The organism is Chitinophaga sp. Cy-1792, from assembly GCF_011752935.1.
Lineage (GTDB): Bacteria > Bacteroidota > Bacteroidia > Chitinophagales > Chitinophagaceae > Chitinophaga.
Window position 1 is genome coordinate 1894857 of record NZ_VWWO01000001.1, and the last position, 20937, is coordinate 1915793.

At 43.6% G+C, this 20937-nt stretch carries 20 protein-coding genes and 3 tRNA genes; 15 read left to right on the forward strand and 8 right to left on the reverse strand.

The features are described from left to right. Positions 1 to 2 precede the first annotated feature (2 nt). On the forward strand, positions 3 to 1781 hold the full coding sequence (locus F3J22_RS07725; protein ID WP_167015892.1) for a RagB/SusD family nutrient uptake outer membrane protein: 1779 nt from the start codon (positions 3 to 5) through the stop codon (positions 1779 to 1781). A gap of 80 nt (positions 1782 to 1861) precedes the next feature. On the opposite strand, the gene F3J22_RS07730 is transcribed toward F3J22_RS07725, so the two are convergent. After that, positions 1862 to 2698, reverse strand: coding sequence for a methylated-DNA--[protein]-cysteine S-methyltransferase (locus F3J22_RS07730; protein WP_167015894.1), 837 nt, complete (start codon positions 2696 to 2698; stop codon positions 1862 to 1864). A 161-nt stretch (positions 2699 to 2859) separates the two neighbouring features. Here F3J22_RS07730 and F3J22_RS07735 point away from each other — a divergent pair, with 161 nt between their 5' ends. The 4 genes from F3J22_RS07735 to F3J22_RS07750 all read left to right on the forward strand — a co-directional run bounded on the left by F3J22_RS07735 (position 2860) and on the right by F3J22_RS07750 (position 7803). Continuing rightward, positions 2860 to 3297, forward strand: coding sequence for a c-type cytochrome (locus F3J22_RS07735; RefSeq protein WP_167015896.1), 438 nt, complete (start codon positions 2860 to 2862; stop codon positions 3295 to 3297). Positions 3298 to 3592: 295 nt separating this feature from the next. Beyond that, complete coding sequence (locus tag F3J22_RS07740) at positions 3593 to 4849, forward strand: DEAD/DEAH box helicase (RefSeq protein ID WP_167015898.1); 1257 nt, start codon at positions 3593 to 3595, stop codon at positions 4847 to 4849. 275 nt (positions 4850 to 5124) lie between these two features. Beyond that, on the forward strand, positions 5125 to 6174 hold the full coding sequence (locus tag F3J22_RS07745) for a hypothetical protein (RefSeq protein WP_167015900.1): 1050 nt from the start codon (positions 5125 to 5127) through the stop codon (positions 6172 to 6174). A 345-nt stretch (positions 6175 to 6519) separates the two neighbouring features. Beyond that, positions 6520 to 7803, forward strand: a complete 1284-nt coding sequence (locus F3J22_RS07750) for an HAD-IB family phosphatase (protein WP_167015902.1) — start codon at positions 6520 to 6522, stop codon at positions 7801 to 7803. Between the two features lie 182 nt (positions 7804 to 7985). Here the strand turns inward: F3J22_RS07750 and F3J22_RS07755 are convergent. Together F3J22_RS07755 and F3J22_RS07760 are read right to left on the reverse strand one after the other, a co-directional pair. Continuing rightward, a tRNA-Tyr gene (locus F3J22_RS07755) sits at positions 7986 to 8067 on the reverse strand. Between the two features lie 89 nt (positions 8068 to 8156). Next, positions 8157 to 8230 (reverse strand) — tRNA-Asp (locus tag F3J22_RS07760). Positions 8231 to 9141: 911 nt separating this feature from the next. On the opposite strand from F3J22_RS07760, the gene F3J22_RS07765 reads away from it, so the two are divergent. Together F3J22_RS07765 and F3J22_RS07770 are read left to right on the forward strand one after the other, a co-directional pair. Continuing rightward, complete coding sequence (locus F3J22_RS07765) at positions 9142 to 9957, forward strand: sensor histidine kinase (protein WP_167015904.1); 816 nt, start codon at positions 9142 to 9144, stop codon at positions 9955 to 9957. Continuing rightward, positions 9954 to 10673, forward strand: a complete 720-nt coding sequence (locus F3J22_RS07770) for a LytTR family DNA-binding domain-containing protein (protein WP_167015906.1) — start codon at positions 9954 to 9956, stop codon at positions 10671 to 10673. The genes F3J22_RS07765 and F3J22_RS07770 overlap by 4 nt, the downstream gene beginning before the upstream one ends. Before the next feature lie 80 nt (positions 10674 to 10753). Here the strand turns inward: F3J22_RS07770 and F3J22_RS07775 are convergent, their stop codons facing one another. Continuing rightward, entirely contained in the window at positions 10754 to 11251 is a 498-nt protein-coding gene (locus F3J22_RS07775; protein WP_167015908.1) for a hypothetical protein, read from the reverse strand. Positions 11252 to 11326: 75 nt separating this feature from the next. Then, positions 11327 to 11400, reverse strand: a tRNA-Asp gene (locus F3J22_RS07780). Between the two features lie 147 nt (positions 11401 to 11547). Here F3J22_RS07780 and F3J22_RS07785 point away from each other — a divergent pair. The 3 genes from F3J22_RS07785 (at position 11548) to F3J22_RS07795 (ending at position 15378) form a co-directional block, all read left to right on the forward strand. After that, positions 11548 to 12195: a rhomboid family intramembrane serine protease gene (locus F3J22_RS07785; protein WP_167015910.1), complete on the forward strand. Its 648-nt coding sequence runs from the start codon at positions 11548 to 11550 to the stop codon at positions 12193 to 12195. A gap of 55 nt (positions 12196 to 12250) precedes the next feature. Further along, entirely contained in the window at positions 12251 to 13879 is a 1629-nt protein-coding gene (locus tag F3J22_RS07790) for a rhomboid family intramembrane serine protease (protein ID WP_167015912.1), read from the forward strand. Between the two features lie 65 nt (positions 13880 to 13944). Beyond that, complete coding sequence (locus F3J22_RS07795) at positions 13945 to 15378, forward strand: S41 family peptidase (RefSeq protein WP_167015914.1); 1434 nt, start codon at positions 13945 to 13947, stop codon at positions 15376 to 15378. A 36-nt stretch (positions 15379 to 15414) separates the two neighbouring features. On the opposite strand, the gene nfi is transcribed toward F3J22_RS07795, so the two are convergent. Continuing rightward, complete coding sequence (gene nfi / locus F3J22_RS07800) at positions 15415 to 16089, reverse strand: deoxyribonuclease V (RefSeq protein ID WP_167015916.1); 675 nt, start codon at positions 16087 to 16089, stop codon at positions 15415 to 15417. Positions 16090 to 16267: 178 nt separating this feature from the next. On the opposite strand from nfi, the gene F3J22_RS07805 reads away from it, so the two are divergent. From F3J22_RS07805 to F3J22_RS07825, 5 genes are all read left to right on the forward strand, one after another. Further along, positions 16268 to 16693 (forward strand): SRPBCC family protein, encoded by a 426-nt coding sequence (locus tag F3J22_RS07805; protein ID WP_167015918.1) that lies wholly within the window; start codon positions 16268 to 16270, stop codon positions 16691 to 16693. Between the two features lie 51 nt (positions 16694 to 16744). Continuing rightward, positions 16745 to 17293, forward strand: a complete 549-nt coding sequence (locus F3J22_RS07810; protein ID WP_167015920.1) for an adenylate kinase — start codon at positions 16745 to 16747, stop codon at positions 17291 to 17293. 159 nt (positions 17294 to 17452) lie between these two features. Next, entirely contained in the window at positions 17453 to 18010 is a 558-nt protein-coding gene (locus F3J22_RS07815; protein WP_167015922.1) for a hypothetical protein, read from the forward strand. Positions 18011 to 18040: 30 nt separating this feature from the next. After that, entirely contained in the window at positions 18041 to 18316 is a 276-nt protein-coding gene (locus F3J22_RS07820) for a hypothetical protein (protein WP_167015924.1), read from the forward strand. Beyond that, positions 18313 to 18597, forward strand: coding sequence for a hypothetical protein (locus F3J22_RS07825; RefSeq protein ID WP_167015926.1), 285 nt, complete (start codon positions 18313 to 18315; stop codon positions 18595 to 18597). The genes F3J22_RS07820 and F3J22_RS07825 overlap by 4 nt, the downstream gene beginning before the upstream one ends. A 60-nt stretch (positions 18598 to 18657) precedes the next feature. Here F3J22_RS07825 and F3J22_RS07830 read toward each other — a convergent pair whose 3' ends face one another. Next, positions 18658 to 19839, reverse strand: a complete 1182-nt coding sequence (locus F3J22_RS07830; RefSeq protein WP_167015928.1) for an aminotransferase class V-fold PLP-dependent enzyme — start codon at positions 19837 to 19839, stop codon at positions 18658 to 18660. A gap of 137 nt (positions 19840 to 19976) precedes the next feature. Continuing rightward, complete coding sequence (locus tag F3J22_RS07835) at positions 19977 to 20885, reverse strand: NAD(P)/FAD-dependent oxidoreductase (RefSeq protein ID WP_167015930.1); 909 nt, start codon at positions 20883 to 20885, stop codon at positions 19977 to 19979. Between the last annotated feature and the right edge of the window lie 52 nt (positions 20886 to 20937).

The window sequence follows — 20937 nt, forward strand, 5'->3', positions numbered from 1 at the left end:
TCATGAATTATATAAATAATAAAAGAAGATATTTAACGGGTGCTGCACTGGTGGTAGGTGTACTGACACTGGCCGGCTGCCGTAAAAATCTGCTGGACACAAAGTCTTACACTTCGGTTTCTTCCTCCACCATGTGGACAACCGACAACCTGACCGACCTGGGTGTTAACGGTGTTTATGCCCAGTTAAAAATGGGTTATAGTAACGGTGGTGCCAGTGGCAGGGAGATTTATCAGTACAGCCGTTTTATTGACGGTCAGGGACGTGATGGCGACGCCTTCCAGACAGGTACTGCTACTCCTTCGAATACTATGTTTTCTTTGTCGTGGGTGGATTTTTACGAAGGTGTTTTCCGTGCAAATGACGCCATCTATAACCTCCAGAAAGTTTCACCTTCTGCCGCAGATAAGAAAAGCCGTTATCTCGCAGAGATGAAATTTATGCGAGCCTATTATTATTTCCGCCTGAACCAGGTATTTAAAGGAGTACCTATCTATCTGGATCCCCGGAATATTAATGACCTGATGCGTCCGCGCAATACAGAAGATGAAGTATGGGCACAGATCATTAAAGATCTGACAGAAGCGATTGCTGAACCAAATCTGCCTGCAAAATATGCAAAAGGTAGTTCCAGCTTTGGCCATGCTACCAAAGGGGCTGCCTATGCGCTGAGAGGAAAAGTATATATGTACCAGAAAGTCTGGGATAAGGCTGCTGCTGATTTCCAGAGTGTGAAAGATGCAGGTTACGGATTGTTCCCAACCTACAGGGAATTATTCCTGGAAGCCAACGAACAGAGTGACGAGTGTATTTTTTCTATTCAGAATTTGCCGGTAGATGGATTCGGTAGTACCACGCAATTTTACTGCGGTACCCGTTCTTCATTCGGTTCCTGCTGGAACACATACCTGATCGCACCTGACCTGGTAGATGCCTACGAAAATAAAGATGGCAGCAAATTCAACTGGGATGCCGTTATTCCGGGTTATAGCAGCAAAACCGCTGCACAGCGGGAAGTATATTTCCTGCGCAACAACCTCACCGCAGCAGAGATTACTGCCGCAACAAACCGTGGCGCCTATATGGCAGATTACCTGCCTACGGGTAATGAACAGCGTATTCAGGCAGTATATGCCAACAGGGATCCGCGTCTGACAGCGAATGTCATCACACCGTATGCAACCTATGTTGGTAGAAATATTAATGGTGCTGACCAGACATTTACCCTGCGCTGGCCGGTAAGGGATGAATTACCACCAACACTGGACCTGCTGACAGATACTAAATCACTCTTCTATTATCTGCACAGAAAATTTGTCTATACCGGTTCTACACAATTACCTAACCGTTACTCCGGTGGTATTGATATGCCATTGATCCGTTATGCAGATGTTTTACTGATGTGGGCAGAAGCGCTGAACGAACAAGGTAACACGGCAGCAGCCGTGGACCTGGTAAACCAGGTAAGAGGCCGTGCAGGCGTAGGTTTGCTGAACTCTTCCGCTGGTACCACAGTAGCCGGACAAGATGATTTGCGTAAACGCATCCGCCACGAACGCCTGTGTGAATTCCCGAATGAAGGTATTTCCTACTTCGATGAATTACGCTGGAAAACCTGGAAAGATGATGTGTTTTATCCTGGCAACGGTATCAAACAGATCTGGGGAACAGTAGTAGTACCGTTTGTATGGCTGGGAGATCAGCTGTATACCTGGGCTATTCCATTAACAGAAAGACAAAATAATCCTAAGCTGGACCAAAATAAAGGCTGGATTGAATAGAGCAATATAAAGTCAAACAGGTGAGCCTCCTTTCCAGGAGGCTTATTTTTTTAATGTAGAGGCCTTTCATCTGTACCCCATCATTGATCCGTTGATTGGGTACGCGCAGCTTCCCATCCCAGGATAGCTGTTTTGCGCGTACTACCCCAATGATATTCACCTGTTTCGCCGCTGGCCCTGATCACACGGTGACACGGGATCAGAAAGGCGACAGGGTTGCTGCCTATAGCCGTACCTACGGCCCTGGAAGCTTTCGGATGCTGTATGCTTTCCGCTATCTGTGAATAGGTACGCAGGTTACCCATCGGGATTTTCAGCAATGCCTCCCATACCTTCAGCTGGAACGGTGTTCCTTTGAGGTGCAGTTTGATCTCCGGCAGACTTGCTGGCTGCTGCCGGAAGATATACAAGGCATTTTGCTGCATTATATCTGTCATCTGGCTGAATTCCGCTTCCGGGAAACAGGCGTAGAGTTCCTGTAGTGCTGTTGCAGGTTCATCTGCAAAAGCCATATAGCAAATGCCTTTGGCAGTGCTGGCCACCAGGATATTACCGAATGGACTTTCAGCGAAGCTATAGTTGATATGCAAGGTTTTACCACCGTTTTTATATTCACCTGGTGTCATGCTTTCAATGTTGATGAAGAGGTCGTGCAGGCGGCTGGTACCGGATAATCCGGTTTCGAAAGCAGCATCCAGCAGGGTGGTGTTTTCTTCACGTAATAATTGTTTTGCATAATCCAGTGTCAGGTATTGCAGGAATTTTTTGGGAGATACACCTGCCCATTCTGCAAATACCCGCTGAAAATGATAAGGGCTCAGATGCGCTGCCGCTGCAATCTCACTGAGGTCAGGCTGCTCTCTGAAGTGCTCCCTGATAAAGGTGATGGCCGTTGCCACTTTATCGTAGTTGTTCATATCTCCATCAATTTACAACAAAAGTAAGACGGTGAGGAATGCCTGTAAACCCGAAACTTGCGCATTTTATCTATAGAAAATTTTGGAATATGAGATTTTTTTGTAGATTTCATAATATAAGGAAGCAAATAACTGTCTTAATCCAGTCAAAATCCAAGGTCATGAAACTTAAAAAGAGCGTAGTCGTAGTGGCTGCAGCTTTAATCGCTGCCGGCTCATTATGTTCTTTATCGCTGCCACAGCAGCCCGAAGGTCCTAAAAATCTGAAGGTTCTCCCTAAAGATATCAGCCACGATCAGCTCATTGCGGTGATGCACAATTTCAACACTTCATTAAGTGTAAAATGTAATTTCTGCCATGCGCCGGGTAAGGATGATCCTAAGAAAATGGATTTTGCCAGCGATGACAATCCGCACAAGGACATTGCACGCGATATGATGCGTATGACGGATAGTATCAACACGAATTTCTTTAAAGGTTCAGCAACCATGACGGTTACCTGCTATACCTGCCATCATGGTGATAAGGAACCGGTAAGCAAACCAGCCGAAGGACAGACGCCGCCGCCTCCGCCGCAGCAGCCTGCTTCAACAAAGTAATTTACCCGGTATAAGGCCCTGTTGCAAGGGCCTTTACTTTTAACACTATCCTGAACCCAAAAAGACGTATCTTTGGTTCCGTCTTTTGAGATCATAGCACATACGACGAAAATCTGCGCTCCTCATTGGTCAGCTATACAAGGACTTGCCTTGTAACTAATTAACTAACAGACCAGATAAACTTTCAATTATTTTATAATAAGCTCATCCGGTCACCCCCGACGTATATACGGACACCTGCCTTTTACTGATGTTGATGACTCCGGTGCCACGTTTCCGGGCTAAAATTTTGAACATGCAATTTGAGCAATTAGGGCTGATAAAGCCCATATTAAAAGCTGTTGAAGCTCAGGGTTATACAACCCCAACCCCCATACAGCAACAAGCTATACCTATAGTTCTGCAAGGTACCGACCTCCTGGGATGCGCACAGACCGGCACCGGAAAAACCGCCGCATTTGCCATTCCTATCATACAAAAGTTATACAGGGAAGACAGAGGCCAGCAGGCTTATAAGCACGTGCGTGCCCTGATCCTGACGCCAACCCGTGAACTTGCTTCCCAGATCGGAGATAATTTCCAGGCCTATAGCCAGTTTACCGACCTGAAGCACGATGTGATCTTTGGTGGTGTACCACAACATAAACAGGTCATTTCCCTGAGAAATGGTACCGATATCCTCATTGCTACTCCCGGCCGACTGCTGGACCTGATGAACCAGGGTTATGTATACCTGAGTCACCTGGAAGTTTTTGTGCTGGATGAAGCAGACCGTATGCTGGATATGGGTTTTGTGAATGATATCAAGAAGATCATTAAGGAATTGCCTTCAGAAAGACAGACGCTGTTTTTCTCTGCTACCATGCCACCTAAAATTTCCCAGCTGGCAAATACAATGCTTTATAAGCCCGAAAAAGTAACGGTAACTCCCGTTTCTTCTACTGCTGAAAGGATTGAGCAAGGTGTTTACTATGTGCGTAAAAAGGATAAACAGGCCTTGCTGGAGCTGATCCTTAAAAACAGGGATATCAAGCGCACGATCGTATTTACGCAAACCAAGCATAATGCGGATAATATCGCGAAGCACCTGAAACGTAGCGGTATCCGTGCCGATGCACTGCATGGTGATAAGTCGCAGGAAGCAAGGGAAGTAACCCTGACCAGCTTCAAGGGTGGAAGCCTGCGTGTGCTGGTAGCCACTGATATTGCCGCCAGAGGTATTGATGTGGATTCACTGGAACATGTTATCAACTTCGACCTGCCGAATGTGCCGGAAACATATGTACACAGAATTGGACGTACCGGAAGGGCAGGACATGATGGGATTGCGCTTTCTTTCTGTGACCTCAATGAACGTGGTTTCCTGAAAAATATAGGACGACTTACAAAGCAGCCGATAACTGTTTTGAGGCATCCATTTGCTGAAGCTGCCAATATGGACGCAGACAGAAATACTTCCGAAGGAGCCCGCCGTGAGCCAAGAAAACCTAAGCCTTCTAATCAGCATAAAAAGCGCTATCAGACAGATAAGCGGAACAAGATAGATTTTTAATCTTGTCTTAATCTTATTATAATCTTAATAGAATTATGTGATGGAACCGGGTTAACTTCCCGGTTTTTTTATGCCCGCTTGTGTAAAAAAAATGACATTGCGCTTATTTTAACCTGCAATTTGATAAATTAAACACTCGTTGAATTTCCGTTATTGCTTATTTTGAGCGACGTTTTACCAGTTTTCATAAAAAATCAGATGAGATGGTAGATAATTTACATAGGATCTTTTGATATTGTATTAATATTTTTTTGAATTTGACCCTTTTTTAAGAGATGGATACCCGCGCCAACAAATTGAATGAGCTGATACGTTCTCGTCCTGCGATGTTTATTGGGAATTTGAGATTTACGGGCTTCGCGAATATGCTGGAATATGTATTGGAAGAGATGTTAACTGAAACCAGGAATGAAACGACCATAACTATTGAATTCCTCCATTCGGGAAATATTCGGCTGTCAGCAACGAAAGTAGCAACTGCAGGCCTCATCAGCTGCATTCATCATCTTGATCTGCCCGAGATGCAGCAGCCCAGTGCATTACCTATAGCCATCATGATCGCACTCAGTGCACATGCTGAAATTGAGATTCATCATGAGGAAGATATCTATACAATCGATAGCAAACAAGGATTTTATATCCTTAATATCAGCAACGGTAAAGGCACGCCAGGAGATGTAATGATTGAATTCGCACTGGATACGGCCATTTTCCGCCAGTTTGATGTGGATTATGAGCAGACAACCCTGCTGTTGCAAAAGTTTGCCTACCTCTATCCCGGTATCCGCATCGTCACTACCGATGAACGAACCGACTTCAAACGCAATGTATTGCTTTATCCGCAAGGGATAGGCCGTATGCTGGATGGCGCCATCGGGCAGCATCCCCATGCAAACCCTTTCTTTCGTATGGATTTGAAAGCCAATATCCGTGATTATGTATACCAGATCAGTTTCTGCTATCAGCCGTTGTGGATAACGACTTCGTATGTACGTTCCTTTGCGAACCATTATGAACTATTCCTCGGCGGAAGTTTGATTGATGGGGTACAGGAAGGCATGATCATGGCCATCAAGGAAGCTGCTGTGAAAGCAAAAACCAAGATCAGGATCAGTAAGCGTAAACTGGTAGAAAGCATGATATTGATAGCGGCTGTCAGGGGTAAAGGCTTTGAGCTGACAGGCCCCGCCAGGTGGCGACTGGAATCTGCCGTTATCAGGAATGATATTAAAAAATTCGTGTTTGCGGAAGTTGCCCGCTATCTCGCTGTCAATCCTGACGACAGAAACAGGGTAATCGGCAATTTCGCATATGAATTTGAATAACCTTCCCCGCAACAACAGCGAATAGAAAGGTCTGACACATTTTAGCGCTATCCCCTTATTTACTATCCAAAAACAAAAATACCCGATAAAAACCTGCACGTTGAAAGAGAAGGCCAATGGATGGCAGCTCCTTGTTATTGCACATAAATATATCCATATCTTCCCGCCGGCACTGGCTGGAAAGCACCATACAAGCGGCAACAGCATCCATGATAGTTGATTGCCACAGCAGTTAACTGTTTTAATTCTCAAAAATGCAAGCGGTAAAATTTAGTACAGGCGGGAAGTTTGTCGCAAAAAACCTGCTCAAACTTTTATTTTTGTGCTTCTCAAAACAGATTGTCAGTGAGTAAAAAGTACTATATCATCGATTTTGACAGCACTTTTACACAGGTAGAAGCACTGGACGAACTCGCCCGCATTTCTCTGCAAAATCATCCGGATAAGGAAGCCATCTATAAGAAAATAGAAGATCTTACCAACCAGGCAATGGAAGGAAAACTCTCTTTCCGTGAGAGTCTGGCAGGAAGGGTAAAGTTGCTCGAGGCAAACAAAGAGCACCTGAAATTACTGGTGAAACACCTGAAGAAGCTGGTGTCGCCGTCGTTTGCAAGGAATAAGAACTTTTTCAAAGACCATACAGATGATGTATTGATTGTGTCTGGTGGATTCAAAGAGTTTATTACGCCGGTAGTGCTGCCTTATCATATCAGGAAGGAAAATATTTATGCCAATACATTCACATTCGATAGTGAAGGACGCATCAATGGCTACGATGAAGCGAACCCGCTGTCATTTGAAGGTGGTAAGGTGAAGCTGCTGAAAGAGCTGCAGCTCCAGGGAGAAATCCATGGTATCGGTGATGGCTATTCAGATTTTCAGCTGAAAGAATTTGGTATGATCCGCAAGTTCTATGCATTTACGGAAAATATCAGCCGTAAATCTGTGGTGGAAAAAGCGGACCACGTTACACCAAGTCTGGATGAATTTCTTTACATAAATAATCTTCCTTCAGCGATATCATATCCTAAAAACCGTATCCACTGCGTTGTTGCAGGGAATGTAGCAGAAGATGCCGTAAAGCTGATGAAGAAAGAAGGCTTCAATGTGAAAGTGACAGAGCGATTGGATGATAAGTTATTATCTAAGGCAGGGATGTTATTGCTGGGGGATAAGATGGAACTATCTGCCGCACAGCTGCAGCAGGCCCCTAAGCTGAAGGTAATCGGGTATATTGGCAATGGTAAAAAGTATTTGCCGCTGGAAGCATGTACAGCAGCGGGTGTGATTGTATTCGATAACTTGAAGAAACAGGCATCCGTTGCGAAGCGAATGATCCGTTTTATCAACAATGGCGATTCTTTCAAGAGCAGCAATTTCCCGCATTTACAGTTACCGAAGGTAGAAGCGGTGCACCGCTGTATACATATCCATTCCAATGTACCGGGAGTGATGGCGAAAGTTAACCAGGTATTTGCAGATCATCAGATCAATATTGTTTCACAATATCTGATGACCAATGAGCAGATCGGATATGTTATTGCAGATATCCGTGCCGATTATAAACCGCAGCTGTTAAAGGCGCTGCGCGAAGTGCCGGGTACTATTAGTTTCAGGGTATTGTATTAAAATAGTTGAATAATAAACAGGGACCGCATAGATCTTAGGGTTTATGCGGTTTTTTTATTTGGTGGGATAGATCATCCGTAGTTCCTTATGATCTAAAGATTTTTAGAAGATTATTAGATATGAATAGCAAAATATATATCAACAAAAAAGCCTCCGGATATCTCCGAAGGCTTTTAAAACTGTGGGCAGGATAGGATTCGAACCTATGAAGTCGTAGACAGCGGATTTACAGTCCGCCCCATTTGGCCGCTCTGGAACCTGCCCAGCGATTGAATTTGAAGGAATGTATTCCTTTTAATTTCTTTCGGACCAACAGACCTGATGTAGCACATCAGGCGTCTGAAAATAATATGCGGACCGGACGGGACTCGAACCCGCGACCTCCGCCGTGACAGGGCGGCATTCTAACCAACTGAACTACCGATCCTCAATACAGACGGCCCTTTGAGCCGTTCGTTTCCCCCGTTTGGGGTTGCAAATATAGATAATAATTTCAACTCACCAAATATTTCTGTAAATCAACTTATTATAATTGTTTGCCGCAGCTCTTTTGTTGTATCGCCAACGGTTATACGTTTTTTATATTTTTCCGGGTTTCGTACTTCTATTATACTATTTGGTGTATCAGATTTTAACACCTTTCCGTTCATACTATTTTTGTATAAACAATGCGACAAGTAGTATTCTGTAAAATTTTCAGGACCATGGAAACTTTAATGATGCGAAACTTGCCTCCTGCTCCTGAAGGTATTGGAATCCTGTTCCGATTTTTCCGGATGCATAAAATACGTAATACCCGATCCTTCCGCCACATATGATGTTCCCAGTGGTGCTGTAATTACTATTGTTATTTCAAACAGTAAAGAAATCAGCACCAATGGCATCATTACGCTGTATATGGCCGAAACTATTACAGGTGTTGCAGGAGGTTAATGATAGAAAAAGTGCAGGAGCGCAATATTTTGGTATTTTACGCTACTTCAGCATACCAATAGTTATATGATGTTGTTGGTTAGTATACTAAGGAAATACAAGATGGTCTGGGTGCATACAATAGTATGGACCATCTACTTTGCTATAGGGATAGGGGCGAAAATGTACGTCACAGGAATACATACTGTTTTTTTCTGGGATGCAGTACTTTCAAGTGTCCCAAGTATTGTTGCGTTTTATGCTTGTTTTTATATACTGGATATATTTGTAGATAAGAACAGGCCAAAGCGTGTCTGGTTTGTACTACTGGCGGAGTTGGCTTTCTTCCCCGTTTTTTTTGTGATGTTTTGGGTATATCAGTATAGGATAAGGTCGGTTCTCAATCCTAAATTCCCAATGACGCCAATGACCATACCCAAATTTGCAGTAAGTTATTTTTGGACATACCTGTTGTATTCGATGGATGCATTAGGTTATTTTTTTTATATACAGGCAGTAAGAAGAGAAAAGCGGCTTAGAGATGTTGAGTTGAAGCAACTGCAAATGGAGCAAAACAGATTACAATCGGAATATGCATTTTTGAATGCGCAGATTAACCCTCACTTTTTGTATAATACCCTCAATTTCTTTTATGCCAAATCCCTGAATTGTTCAAAAGAGCTGTCTGAAGGGATTCTTACCTTGTCGGAGATAATGCGCTATTCGCTGGAACCCAATGAGAGTATGGATGGTAAAGTGACGCTGTCAAAGGAAGTAGAACATCTTAAAAATGTAATTAAGATCAACCAGTTAAGGTTCAGTAATACATTGCATCTTGATTTTGTGATATTGGGTGATATTACTTCCATCAGAATTATTCCGCTGGTACTGATAACACTGGTAGAAAATGCATTTAAACATGGAGATCTTACAGATCCTTATCACCCGGTAAGGATACGGCTGGAGGTAAATGAAGATCAGACCAGGCTTCAGTTTACGACATTTAACAAAAGGAAGGCAGGCCCTAAGGAACTATCTCATGGAATTGGTATTGAAAATATCCGGAAACGGCTATACTGGACATATCATGATTTTCATACGTTTGAAACGGGAGAAGTAGCAGGGGACAGTATGTTTTATGCTGCAACATTAACGATCAATTTCCAGGCAGCCGCTGAACATCAGCGGCATCTGCCAATGCTCATAGCAACACCATTAAATTCAAAACCCGATTTGCAATGATTAATTGTCTGATAGTGGATGATGAACAACATGCTATTGATGTCCTTGCTTATTATATAAAGCAGACATCTTACCTGCATCTCCTGCATTCCACCACTAACCCGATGGAAGCACTAACAGTTGTAAATACAAATAAAATTGATTTAATTTTTTTGGATATACAGATGCCTGAAATATCTGGTATTGACTTTATTAAAACAATTCAGGGCAGCTGTAGGGTAATATTAACGACAGCCTATAGCGAGTTTGCCGCCGAAAGTTATGATCTGGAAGTAGTAGATTATCTCCTGAAGCCGATACCTTTTCCCCGGTTTCTGAAGGCAGCCCAACGGGCATTGACCATGAGCACTTCTGGTACCACACAGGTGAGTAATGAATTGGATGATGATGACTATATTTTTGTGAAGACGGAACAAAAAGGGAAAATGCTGAAAATCAATTTAAGGGATATTGATTATATAGAAGGTATGAAAAATTATGTGGCTATTCATCATAATGGCCAGAAAACTATGGCGCTGCTGAATATGAAAGACCTGGAAGAGCGTTTGCCACGTAAGCAGTATATGCGGGTACACAAGTCGTTTATTATTTCTATCTCTAAAATCATTGCTGTAGAAGGTAATCAGATCATGCTCAGAAATATTAACGCAGACATTTTATTGGGCGAAACATATAAACCGGGTTTTATTGAGATGATGAAGCTGAAGATGATGTAGGAGTTGAAAAAGTATGCTTATCCATAAGTGGATCAATCAGAAACGAGCCTATTATCGGTTCGGCTTCTGCAAAGGCCTGTTTATAATATTCCACCGTCTCTGCTCCATATTACCAGGTCGCAGCTTAATGCAACAATCAGGGAATTTCCGGTTGGCGAAAACCCATAGGCCATTAACTCACACGGGCCATCTTTTGTAATGAAGAAAATTTCCTTTCCATCCGGGGAAACCAGGAAAATTTTTGTTACCCTGTAATGTTCAAAGGGAGGGTCATCTGGTTCATTTTCCCGTGTTATAAGCTGCCATCCGTCGGCTGTTACGTGGGGAAGACTGTGATCTCCGTATAGGCCGCCTGTTTGAATAAGTGAGCCTTCCAGTATGCCAAATCCATGTACCGTACCGGTGGATTCATCAAACTCCTCCCACCAATCATCATTAATTCTGTCAGTTTTTTCGGCTGAAATGCAGTTGAAGATTCCTTTTCCCTGGCCAGATAATACAATGAGGTTATCCGTATTTTCTGCGAAGCCAACATTTTCGAGGCCACCGATGGCATAGGTTTTCTTATAGGTCCACATGTAGATTTGATTGTGGGTATGAAGTCAGGGTATTGCTAAAAACGCAAAGGCCACTTCCTAAGAAGTGGCCTTTTGCGGACCGGACGGGACTCGAACCCGCGACCTCCGCCGTGACAGGGCGGCATTCTAACCAACTGAACTACCGATCCTCAATACAGACGGCCTTTTGAGCCATTCCGTTTTCCCCGTTTGGGGTTGCAAATATAGCGACAAAAAATTCAATCCTCCAAAAATATTTTTAAAATTTAAAAATATTCGCATTTTTACATTGTGTCAAAAAGTAAAAATCCTGACCTATGAATACCGGTATAATCAGCCTGGGGCTCGTTTTGGCAAACATTATTGTATCATGGCTGGCATTTAGGAATAAAACTTTCTACGGGCAATATATTTTAAAGGCAGATAAGATTTTTATCTCCCGGCAATACTATCGCTTTATTACCGCTGGCTTTATTCACCGTAGCTGGTCTACACTGCTGCTGAATATGTTTACCCTGTACTTCTTTACCTGCCAGGCCGTATATGCATTGCCGGTAACCAGCTTCCTGCTGACCTATTTCATCTCGCTGGTGCTGGGAAATGTCATCCAGCTGTTTGCCTGCCGCAAACAGTCGGGACATCAGATATGTGGCGCACAATGGGCCACTGCCGGTGTCATGCTGGCTACCATCGCCAGAATAGGAGACTTTCCCCTGAGTATTTTCGGCCTCTTTAATATGGCTGCATGGTGCTATACCCTGGTATTCCTCCTGATTTATGTAATACCCATGATATGGCCTAAATACGGGCAATACAAAGGGGATATTGATGACCGTTATAACCTGGAACGTGCCGACAGAGCCCAGATCATCGATGATATCCTCGAAAAAATACAGCAAAAAGGCATTAACAGCCTCACCACTGCCGAAAGAAAAGCACTGGAAGAACATTCCCAGCGGCTGTAGTTGACAGGAATACCTTTAATTTGTAGCTAAGAAAAATTAATCCGGATAAGATTTTATGTCTCAACTGCAAGAAAAATTCCGCCATATCATAATCCCGTCACTATTTGTTGTGGTCGGCTTTATAGGGTTATATACCTTCCTTCACTGGCTGGTATTTATCAGGCTGGAACTCATCCCGTTAGACGAAGACCTGCTGCTTTTCTGGTTACCTTTCCTGCTATCGTGGGTACCTGTACTGATTTGGTTCCGCGACAAAATAAAAATGGTAGCCGCTACAGGTACAAGGGAACTGGTACTGCAGCTTTTCCTGGCATTGTCCATGGCCATTCCTACCATTGTAGTACAGCATTACCTGGTATCTGCCACCGGCAAACTGACGCCACTTCAAACTATTTCAGATATAGGCAGCACTCCCAAAACGAAGTATTATAGTCTGAAAAACTGCTACTTAGACAAGGAACATATTGGCGTGCAACATGCTGTTGATGTTTCTGGCCGTAGTGATGAGCATTTCAATATGCACCTTTACCTGGCCCTCCCTATCCTGGATAAGGCCGCAGATACAGCATCACACGTATGTGCTGCCTGGTATGCCATCCATTACAGCGAAACGTTGGATAATGACCTTAGCGGTGAAGAGAAAGAAGCGGCCTATAAAAAATTTATTAACGAAACAGCCGATAAATATGAGAAAGATTCCCTGACAGGATTTTCTTACCTGGAGCGGGTGCCGGTAAGTGAAGCTGGAAAAGCTTTCCAGAAGGCAATAGCATCGGACAAAACATTTACATCTTCCGATAATATCATATTGCGCCCCCGATTCGGTACATTTGAGGACAGGAACAGCTCGCCGGTATGGATGCCTTTATCTTTTCTCCTTTTCTTCGGTGTCTGGGCCTGTATCGTGGTGTATTCACCACTTCGGAAAGTTCCTATAAATGAACTGGATACTGAAATGCATACTATGAAAGAACATCAACAATATTCGCAGGAACATCAACATCAGCCGCAGCAGCGCACGGGAGGTCCCCGTAAGCCCAATTATGATGTGCTGAAAATCAGAAAGGGGTATGTAGTTACGCCGCTGCTGATTTATATTAATGTAGGCGTTTTTCTGGCGATGGCAGTGTCGGGATTGGGCGTACTTTCATTCAGTGCAGAAGATTTGCTCCGATGGGGCGCTGACTTCAGGCCCTATACTGTCAATGGACAGTGGTGGCGGCTTGTAACCAGTATGTTCCTTCACGGAGGTTTGCTGCATGTGGCCATGAATATGTATGGTTTGCTGTTTGCTGCCGGTTTGCTGGAACGATTACTGGGCAGTAAGAAGTTACTGATCGTTTATATGGTAACCGGTATTGTAGCGAGTCTGGCCAGTATTGCATGGCATCCGGCAACAGTGAGTGTGGGCGCTTCCGGCGCTATCTTCGGATTGTTCGGTGTACTCCTTGCACTGCTTATCCTTGATCGCAAAAATGATCTCTCTAAAGGACTACTTATGAATATGTTGTTCTGGACAGGCATTAACTTAACGTTGGGATTCAGTGCCGGCATCGATAATGCCGCACATATCGGTGGCCTGGTGAGTGGATTGATCATCGGTTCCTTCCTCGCACCCGGGATGAAAAGAAAGCTGGAAGAATTACGCCGGGGAGGGCCTGCCAGTCCATCAAACCAGGACTAATTTTTATCATCAAAAAATAATATCTGAGAAAAACCTATTGTCTACCTAAAAAATTCTATGCCTGTATGAAAATAAGAATGCTATTGTTAGCCTTGCTGCTAGCTGGATCTGCCACCTATGCACAAACAGAATGCGATTGTGCTGCAGAATTCAAGTATATCAAGCAGAAGGTGGAAACCAACTACGTCGGATTCAACGATAAAATAAAGCAGAAAGGCCGCAGTAAATACGACAGCATCAGCAACAGTATCCTAAAGCTGGCGCCACAGGCTATTAAGCCTGCCTATTGCCTGTTCCTGGTACAACGGTACCTGGACTACTTCCAGGATGGGCACCTGGTTTTGTATCGCAAGGAAGACAGCATTAAAAGACCATGGGTGGAAATGGTGCGTAAAGCCCGTGCAGAAGTTACTCCGGTGAAACTGAGTCCGCAACGTATCACCAATCTGAAAAGCGCTACCGGTGCGGAAGGCATTTTCTGGAATAAAGACAGATCTTTCCGTATCGCGGTTATAAATGATGAAAATCCATTCAGGAATTATGTAGCACAGATCATGATTTCGCCTTCCAACAGCTGGCGCCCTGGCGATGTACTGATGGAGTTTAATTACGACTCTGTAAACTATAAATTCAATGGCTTCCAATATACCGAAGAGGGCCTGATACAGCCGATATCCTATGATGTTAAAGGCAATAGCTTTGGCCCATGGCTTAGAGAAGGCAATGTGACAAATAATAACCCGGAGCCTGCCGGAATAGAAAAGAAAGTGAGATTGCCATGGACTTCCGGTAAACAACTTTCTCCTAAAACATTTTACCTGCGTGTGGCCTCCTTTAATACAGATCAGGCGAGGGTGATCGACTCTGTAGTAGCGGCCAATAAGGCAGCAATAGAAAGCTCTCCATACCTGATCGTGGATATTCGTGGTAACGGTGGTGGATCTGATTTCTCCTATAGCAGCATCTCTCCATACCTGTATACCGACTCAGTTAAAATAGTAGGTGCAGACTTCTATTCTACCAAAGACAATATTACTGCCTGGAAAAAGGTTGCCGCGCAGCCGGATATGCCAGATGAAACCAAAGAGGTAATTGCAGCATTTGTAGATTCAATGGTGATGCATCCGGGAAAAATGATACATGTTATCCCTGATGGTTACAAGAAGCTGACAGTAACACATCCTGTTCCTAAGAAGGTAGTGGTACTGATAGATGGAGAAAATGCCAGCACAGCAGAACAGTTTATCCTGGAGGCGATGCAGAGCAAAAAGACTACGCTGATGGGAACACATAGTGCAGGTATCCTGGATTATGCCAATATGCTGGATATAGATTTCAAAACGCTGTCTTACACGCTGGGTTATCCATCTTCCCGTAGCCGCCGTGTGGATCAGGGGCTGGCGATCGATAACGTTGGTATCAAGCCACAAATACAGCTGAAAGAAGATCAGGACTGGATTGCAGCGGCACAGCTGTATCTCGAAGGAAATAGTAAATAACGCTAACGATTATACGAATCTGAATCCCGGTTGCTTTTACAGCGACCGGGATTTTTTATATTCTTCCAGTGCCAGGCGGCCGTAGTTATCCGCGATGCGGGTAGTTTCAGGCAGGCGGTAGGAAGTAGCTAATTTCAGTACAATATCGGTGGCGGTGGCCAGGGAAATCATATGACCGACAGAAACGTACACAGGATTGATACCTGTTTGTGTGCGGAGTACGTTACCGATTACTTCCTGGTTATCTTCTGCGAGTAGCGGACTGACAGCACCGCGTTCCGGAGCTGGTTCCTCGAAATAACCGCACAGGCGGGTTTTTCCACAGCCAATCGTTGGTTGCTGAATGGTGACGCCGAGATGCGAGGCCATGCCGAAGCGGCGGGGATGCGCCATGCCCTGGCCATCGCAGACGATCAGGTCTGGTTTTTGTTGCAGCTGTTCATAGGCCACCAGCAGTGGCGGCAGTTCCCTGAAAGAGAAAAGTCCGGGGATATAGGGAAAGGTAACCTGCATGCAGTGAGTGGAAATTTCAACAATTTCGAGTGTTTCATAATTTAATACGACAATGCTTCCGGCGATCAGGTCGGTTTCTTTATCGTATTCAACGTCTGTTCCTGCTATGAATTTTACAGGGTGGGGGAGATGATCAACAGATATTATAGTTTTGCTAAGTCTCGTTTGCTCAGCAATGGCAGCAGCTTCGCTAATCATAGTCAATAATCATAGGTTCAGGTACTAAGGTCGTAAAAATAGCAGTAACTGGTGCATATTGAATATCTTTGCAGGTGTATAGCACCCAAAGATTGTCGTTAACAGCCATTTTATTTAATTTCTCAGGCAGGTTTGTGCTGGCAACATAGCCAATTCATCAGTAATTAAATTAATAGTTATGAGTAATACATCTGGTATGGTACTTAGCATTGAAACTATTGTTAATGCACCAATAGAGAAAATCTGGAAGATGTGGTCCGATCCGAATGATATTATCCAGTGGAATACCGCTTCGGAAGACTGGCATACACCGCGGGCAGAGAATGATCTTCGGCCAGGTGGTAAATTCTCTTATCGAATGGATGCGAGGGATGGTAGTTTTGGGTTTGATTTTGGAGGCGAGTATACATTGGTAGATGATCATAAGCTGATTGAATATAGGCTGGGGGATGGCAGAAAAGTGAAGATAGTATTTGAGGAGGTGGAAGGCGGTGTTCGCATTACAGAAGATTTTGAAACAGAAACGAAGAACCCTGTGGAAATGCAGCAGGCGGGATGGCAGTCTATCCTGAATAATTTTAAAAAATATGTAGAGTCACACTAACGCTATAGTATAAACGAAATTTTGATTTACCTGTTTATTTAGTCTGGAAAGATGAAATTACATATACTTGGTGCTTCCGGGTCCGGCGTTACAACATTGGGTAATGCATTGGCGCATTATCTTGATATTCCTTATTTCGATAGTGATAATTATTTCTGGTTGCCTACGGTGCCACCTTTTTCGCAGCGCCGTGATGCTGCGGAACGCAACGCGATGATATCGACGGAGCTTGCGAAGCAGGACAGCTGGGTATTTGGTGGTTCTGTTGTCAACTGGGGTGAAAATGTTTTTCCTGTTTTTGATCTGATCGTTTTTTTATGGATACCTGCTCCAGTACGTATGCAACGATTGCGCGCGCGTGAACAGCAACGCTATGGAGAGGCACTTGAAACGGATCCTGTATTGCGTAAATCGCACGATGCATTTATGCAATGGGCAGCAGATTATGATGAGCAAACCGGTGTGGCCAACAGGACATTTGATGTGCATAGGAAATGGTTGTCGGAACAATCTGTTCCGGTATTGGAAATAGCGGGTGATGTCAGCATAGAAGAGCGGATGGATAAGGTTTTGGCGTGGTGGAATATGCATCACAAATGATATTGTAAATGTCATAATTTTACTTGTTCACTCAGTACGAAAATTATAAAATCCCTGAATGAAAATGAACAGAAAAAAGCTGTTCATTTTTTTTGTGCGTATAACTGCGCGATATACATTTGCTGCATAAAATTGTTTGTTACTCAAATACCATTGTTTATGTTAATGATTGATTTTGAAAATACGTATAACCGTATTTGGACCTCCTTTGATTTGAGAAGAGCTAACCTTTATGCGGAAGTGGAAGGAAATAGATTTGTTGAATTGTTAATAAAAATTGATGCCATGGATGATCCTGAGTTTGAAGGATACAATGTGCTTTCTTTTGGTCCGGTGAAAAGTGATGGTAGTATAGATACGTCGGTCAGGCTTAAATATATTGATGTAGGTAAGGTTTTATCTACCATTTTATTGCAAGGATGGATATTTCTTAGAGGTAATCAGGATTGTTTTTTGATTATTGATGGGTCTACAGATTTACGAACAATATTGTATCACCAGATTCTTAAAAATAACAGAGATTATATTGAGGTGTATTTTAGACCATTAGGAATAGATTATTATGTTCGCCGAAAAAGGGATGATACATATGAACTGGATGAATTCGGACAGTTATTGCCTAAACCTATGATTTTTGATTTCGATTATAAAAGAACCAAATATTGCCTGTATAAATACTATGCGTTAGAATTAAATCCTAATAGTGTTAAATTTTGATTCCTATTCTTTTACATTAACAAAAATATTATGAGACAAGTTACGCCGGAAATGATAGCCGCCGGAAAAGCTGCATTGAACAAGCACTTTGAGAATGCAAAATATATTATGAGGGATGATCCTTATGAAAGAAAAGTGCAGCATTCCGAAAGTATTCGTGAATTAAGCGAATATTTATCAGATGAGAAAAATGCAGATGATTTTGCATTTAGCGCCTGGTGCGCCTCGCAGCGCCGTGACTGGCAACTACAGCGCGATGCGAAGCGTGCAGCGTATAAAATGCAAATTAAAAATCAACAAAAATGAGGAGAGAAGTTACGGCTGAAATGATAGCCAATGTAAAGGCGGAAGTTAAAAAGCATCTGGAGAATTTACCCAATATCTTATATAATTCTCCGCATAAACGAATAATTCAGGAAACAGAAAGTTTTCGTGAATTGCGTGAATATTTGTCAAATGAGAAAAATGCAGATGATTTTGCATTTAGCGCCTGGTGTGCCTCGCAGCGCCAAGATTGGCAGAAACAGCGTGATGCGGAGCGTGCAGCGTACAACAGGCAACAGGCTTTGGAAAATCAGCATCCATGAATGTATCTAAGAAAAAGTAATGAGGAGGTATGATAAGTACGCTCCTCAATACTTTTAATATTATTCCTCCTGCCACTCTCTCAATACCTCTAAAAATCTCGTCAATTCTTCGCCGTCATTGTAATAATGTGGGGATACACGCATTACCCAGTCGATTCCTTTTTCCTGAAAATCTATGACAGCAGAAGGTTTGCTGGTAGTATAGATATTGATACCACGATCACGGAAAAACTGTTTGGCGCCTGCTTCCTGTTTACCATCTACCGTAAATGTAATGATAGCAGATAACCGGTCACCTCTGTCCTGGAGTTTTACGCCGGGCACTTCTTCCAATGCAAGTCGCAATTCTGCTGCCAGCATCTGACAGCGGGTGTAAACATTTTCAATACCTAAATCCAGCAGGTATTTCAACGCGGCAATTGTTCCCATTTGTAATGCCTGCGATTTCTCCCACAGCTCAAAACGTTTTGCATCATTGCGGTGAGTATAGGAGAAAGGGCCGGTCCATGTTGCGCCGGCAAAATCTGGTAATAGTGGCTCCAGGCCCATATCCAGCGCTTTATCTGATACATATAGTAGTCCTGTGCCTCTGGGCCCCCGCAGCCATTTCCTGGCAGTGCCACTGATGAAATCGGCCTTCGTGGCGGCAGCTGTTACTGGTAGCTGTCCCAGCGACTGGCAGGCATCCAGTAAGTATAAAGTATCGTATTTGCTGATGATTTCTCCTGCTGCCTCAGCAGGTTGTATCAGTCCTGAGCTGGTAGGGATATGTGTGATAGATACCAGTTTAGGATGATAGGTACGTAATTTTTCTTCCAGATCTTCCAGGTCAACTTCTCCGTTGGGCGCGTTTTTTACCAACACCAGCTTGATACCATAGCGTTTCTGTAAACTTATCAGGGAAATGAAATTGGAAGGATAATCATTTTCTGTTAGCAGTACAACGTCACCTTCTTCGAAAGGTACCGCAGTTAATGCTTTATTATAACTATCTGTAGCATTGGTAGTGAAGGCTATATTACGGGGTTGTGTCTGCAGTAGCTGCGCGGTTAGATCGTAAAAAGTGGAAAGGTCTGCTGCATGTTTGTCTGCCGTTTCATAGCCTCCGAAATCAGCTTCTTCTTTCAGGTATTGCTCTATGGTAGTCACTACCGGCCGGGGCATCAGGGCAGCCCCTGCATTGTTGAGGTGAATGATGTTATCACAGCCGGGCGTATCCGTACGAAGGGTGTTCAGGTTCATGGTAGCTTAAATTTGATAAAGATTTTCCTTTCTAAATTTAAGTAAATCCCGGCGCTTATAGTTAAAAATATAAGGGCTGCATCTGCCTGAAAAATTATAATTATAAATAGCTCCTGGCAGAACCAGGAGCTACGCCATTAAAAGAATAGTTCAATCAGGTCTTTGTTCACAAAAGCACCTGCCATTGTACCGGTGGCTACTGCCTGTGCTACGGATCGGCCCATGGTCATATTATCACCACAAGCGTAAACTCCCGGAACGGTTGTACGCTGGAAAATATCTGTCTTTAACAGGCCGGATTCTGTCAATTCGCAGCCCAGGGTATTAATCAGCTCACAGCCTTGCGTAAACGGTGGTCTGGCATATATTGCCGTAACGGGAAGTTCGCTGTTATCGGCAAAGCTAATGGTGTTGATTTGGCCGTTCTGATGATTAAATGCCGTTATCGGTTTATCAATTATGTTGATATGATGCTTTTTGAACCTGGATAATTGCTCTTCTGTGAAGTCAGGAGTGCCGTTGGTGAAAATGGTGAGATCTTTTGTCCAGTTGGATATGAGTTTCACGAATTCGTAGCCCATGTTACCATTGGCCAATATGCCTGTTGGTACATTTCGGACCTCATATCCATGGCAATACGGACAATGGATGACGGATATGCCCCAGCAAGCTGCAAAGCCTGGAATGGCCGGCATATTATCTTTCAGGCCGGTAGCAAATACCAGTTTAGTGGATTCGAAGCTTTCACCCACTTCCGTATGGACGGTGAAGCCACCTGGCAGTGGCGTTACAGCTGTCACCGCACCTTCCCGGTAGCGTACCGAAGCGTATTTTAGTACTTCTGCTTTAGCAGCTGCTGCTATGGCAGCTGGTTTGTCGCCATCGTGGGTGATAAAGTTATGTGAATGCGGTGTTTGCCTGTTGCAGGGTTTGCCGGCATCTATTATCAATACCCTGCGTAGCGACCTGCCCAGCGACATAGCCGCTGCCAGGCCGGCATAGCTACCCCCAATGATAATTACATCATAATTGTCTCCTGATTTCATATTTCCCGTTTTTCGTGGCAACAAATTTATATAAAAATAAACAAATGCAACA

Excerpts from the sequence above, each read along its gene's own strand:
- F3J22_RS07725 (WP_167015892.1), top strand. The coding sequence starts at position 3 with ATGAATTATATAAATAATAAAAGAAGATATTTAACGGGTGCTGCACTG.
- F3J22_RS07730 (WP_167015894.1), bottom strand. The coding sequence starts at position 2,698 with ATGAACAACTACGATAAAGTGGCAACGGCCATCACCTTTATCAGGGAG.
- F3J22_RS07735 (WP_167015896.1), top strand. The coding sequence starts at position 2,860 with ATGAAACTTAAAAAGAGCGTAGTCGTAGTGGCTGCAGCTTTAATCGCT.
- F3J22_RS07740 (WP_167015898.1), top strand. The coding sequence starts at position 3,593 with ATGCAATTTGAGCAATTAGGGCTGATAAAGCCCATATTAAAAGCTGTT.
- F3J22_RS07745 (WP_167015900.1), top strand. The coding sequence starts at position 5,125 with ATGGATACCCGCGCCAACAAATTGAATGAGCTGATACGTTCTCGTCCT.
- F3J22_RS07765 (WP_167015904.1), top strand. The coding sequence starts at position 9,142 with ATGACCATACCCAAATTTGCAGTAAGTTATTTTTGGACATACCTGTTG.
- F3J22_RS07770 (WP_167015906.1), top strand. The coding sequence starts at position 9,954 with ATGATTAATTGTCTGATAGTGGATGATGAACAACATGCTATTGATGTC.
- F3J22_RS07775 (WP_167015908.1), bottom strand. The coding sequence starts at position 11,251 with ATGTGGACCTATAAGAAAACCTATGCCATCGGTGGCCTCGAAAATGTT.
- F3J22_RS07785 (WP_167015910.1), top strand. The coding sequence starts at position 11,548 with ATGAATACCGGTATAATCAGCCTGGGGCTCGTTTTGGCAAACATTATT.
- F3J22_RS07790 (WP_167015912.1), top strand. The coding sequence starts at position 12,251 with ATGTCTCAACTGCAAGAAAAATTCCGCCATATCATAATCCCGTCACTA.
- F3J22_RS07795 (WP_167015914.1), top strand. The coding sequence starts at position 13,945 with ATGAAAATAAGAATGCTATTGTTAGCCTTGCTGCTAGCTGGATCTGCC.
- nfi (WP_167015916.1), bottom strand. The coding sequence starts at position 16,089 with ATGATTAGCGAAGCTGCTGCCATTGCTGAGCAAACGAGACTTAGCAAA.
- F3J22_RS07805 (WP_167015918.1), top strand. The coding sequence starts at position 16,268 with ATGAGTAATACATCTGGTATGGTACTTAGCATTGAAACTATTGTTAAT.
- F3J22_RS07810 (WP_167015920.1), top strand. The coding sequence starts at position 16,745 with ATGAAATTACATATACTTGGTGCTTCCGGGTCCGGCGTTACAACATTG.
- F3J22_RS07815 (WP_167015922.1), top strand. The coding sequence starts at position 17,453 with ATGTTAATGATTGATTTTGAAAATACGTATAACCGTATTTGGACCTCC.
- F3J22_RS07820 (WP_167015924.1), top strand. The coding sequence starts at position 18,041 with ATGAGACAAGTTACGCCGGAAATGATAGCCGCCGGAAAAGCTGCATTG.
- F3J22_RS07825 (WP_167015926.1), top strand. The coding sequence starts at position 18,313 with ATGAGGAGAGAAGTTACGGCTGAAATGATAGCCAATGTAAAGGCGGAA.
- F3J22_RS07830 (WP_167015928.1), bottom strand. The coding sequence starts at position 19,839 with ATGAACCTGAACACCCTTCGTACGGATACGCCCGGCTGTGATAACATC.
- F3J22_RS07835 (WP_167015930.1), bottom strand. The coding sequence starts at position 20,885 with ATGAAATCAGGAGACAATTATGATGTAATTATCATTGGGGGTAGCTAT.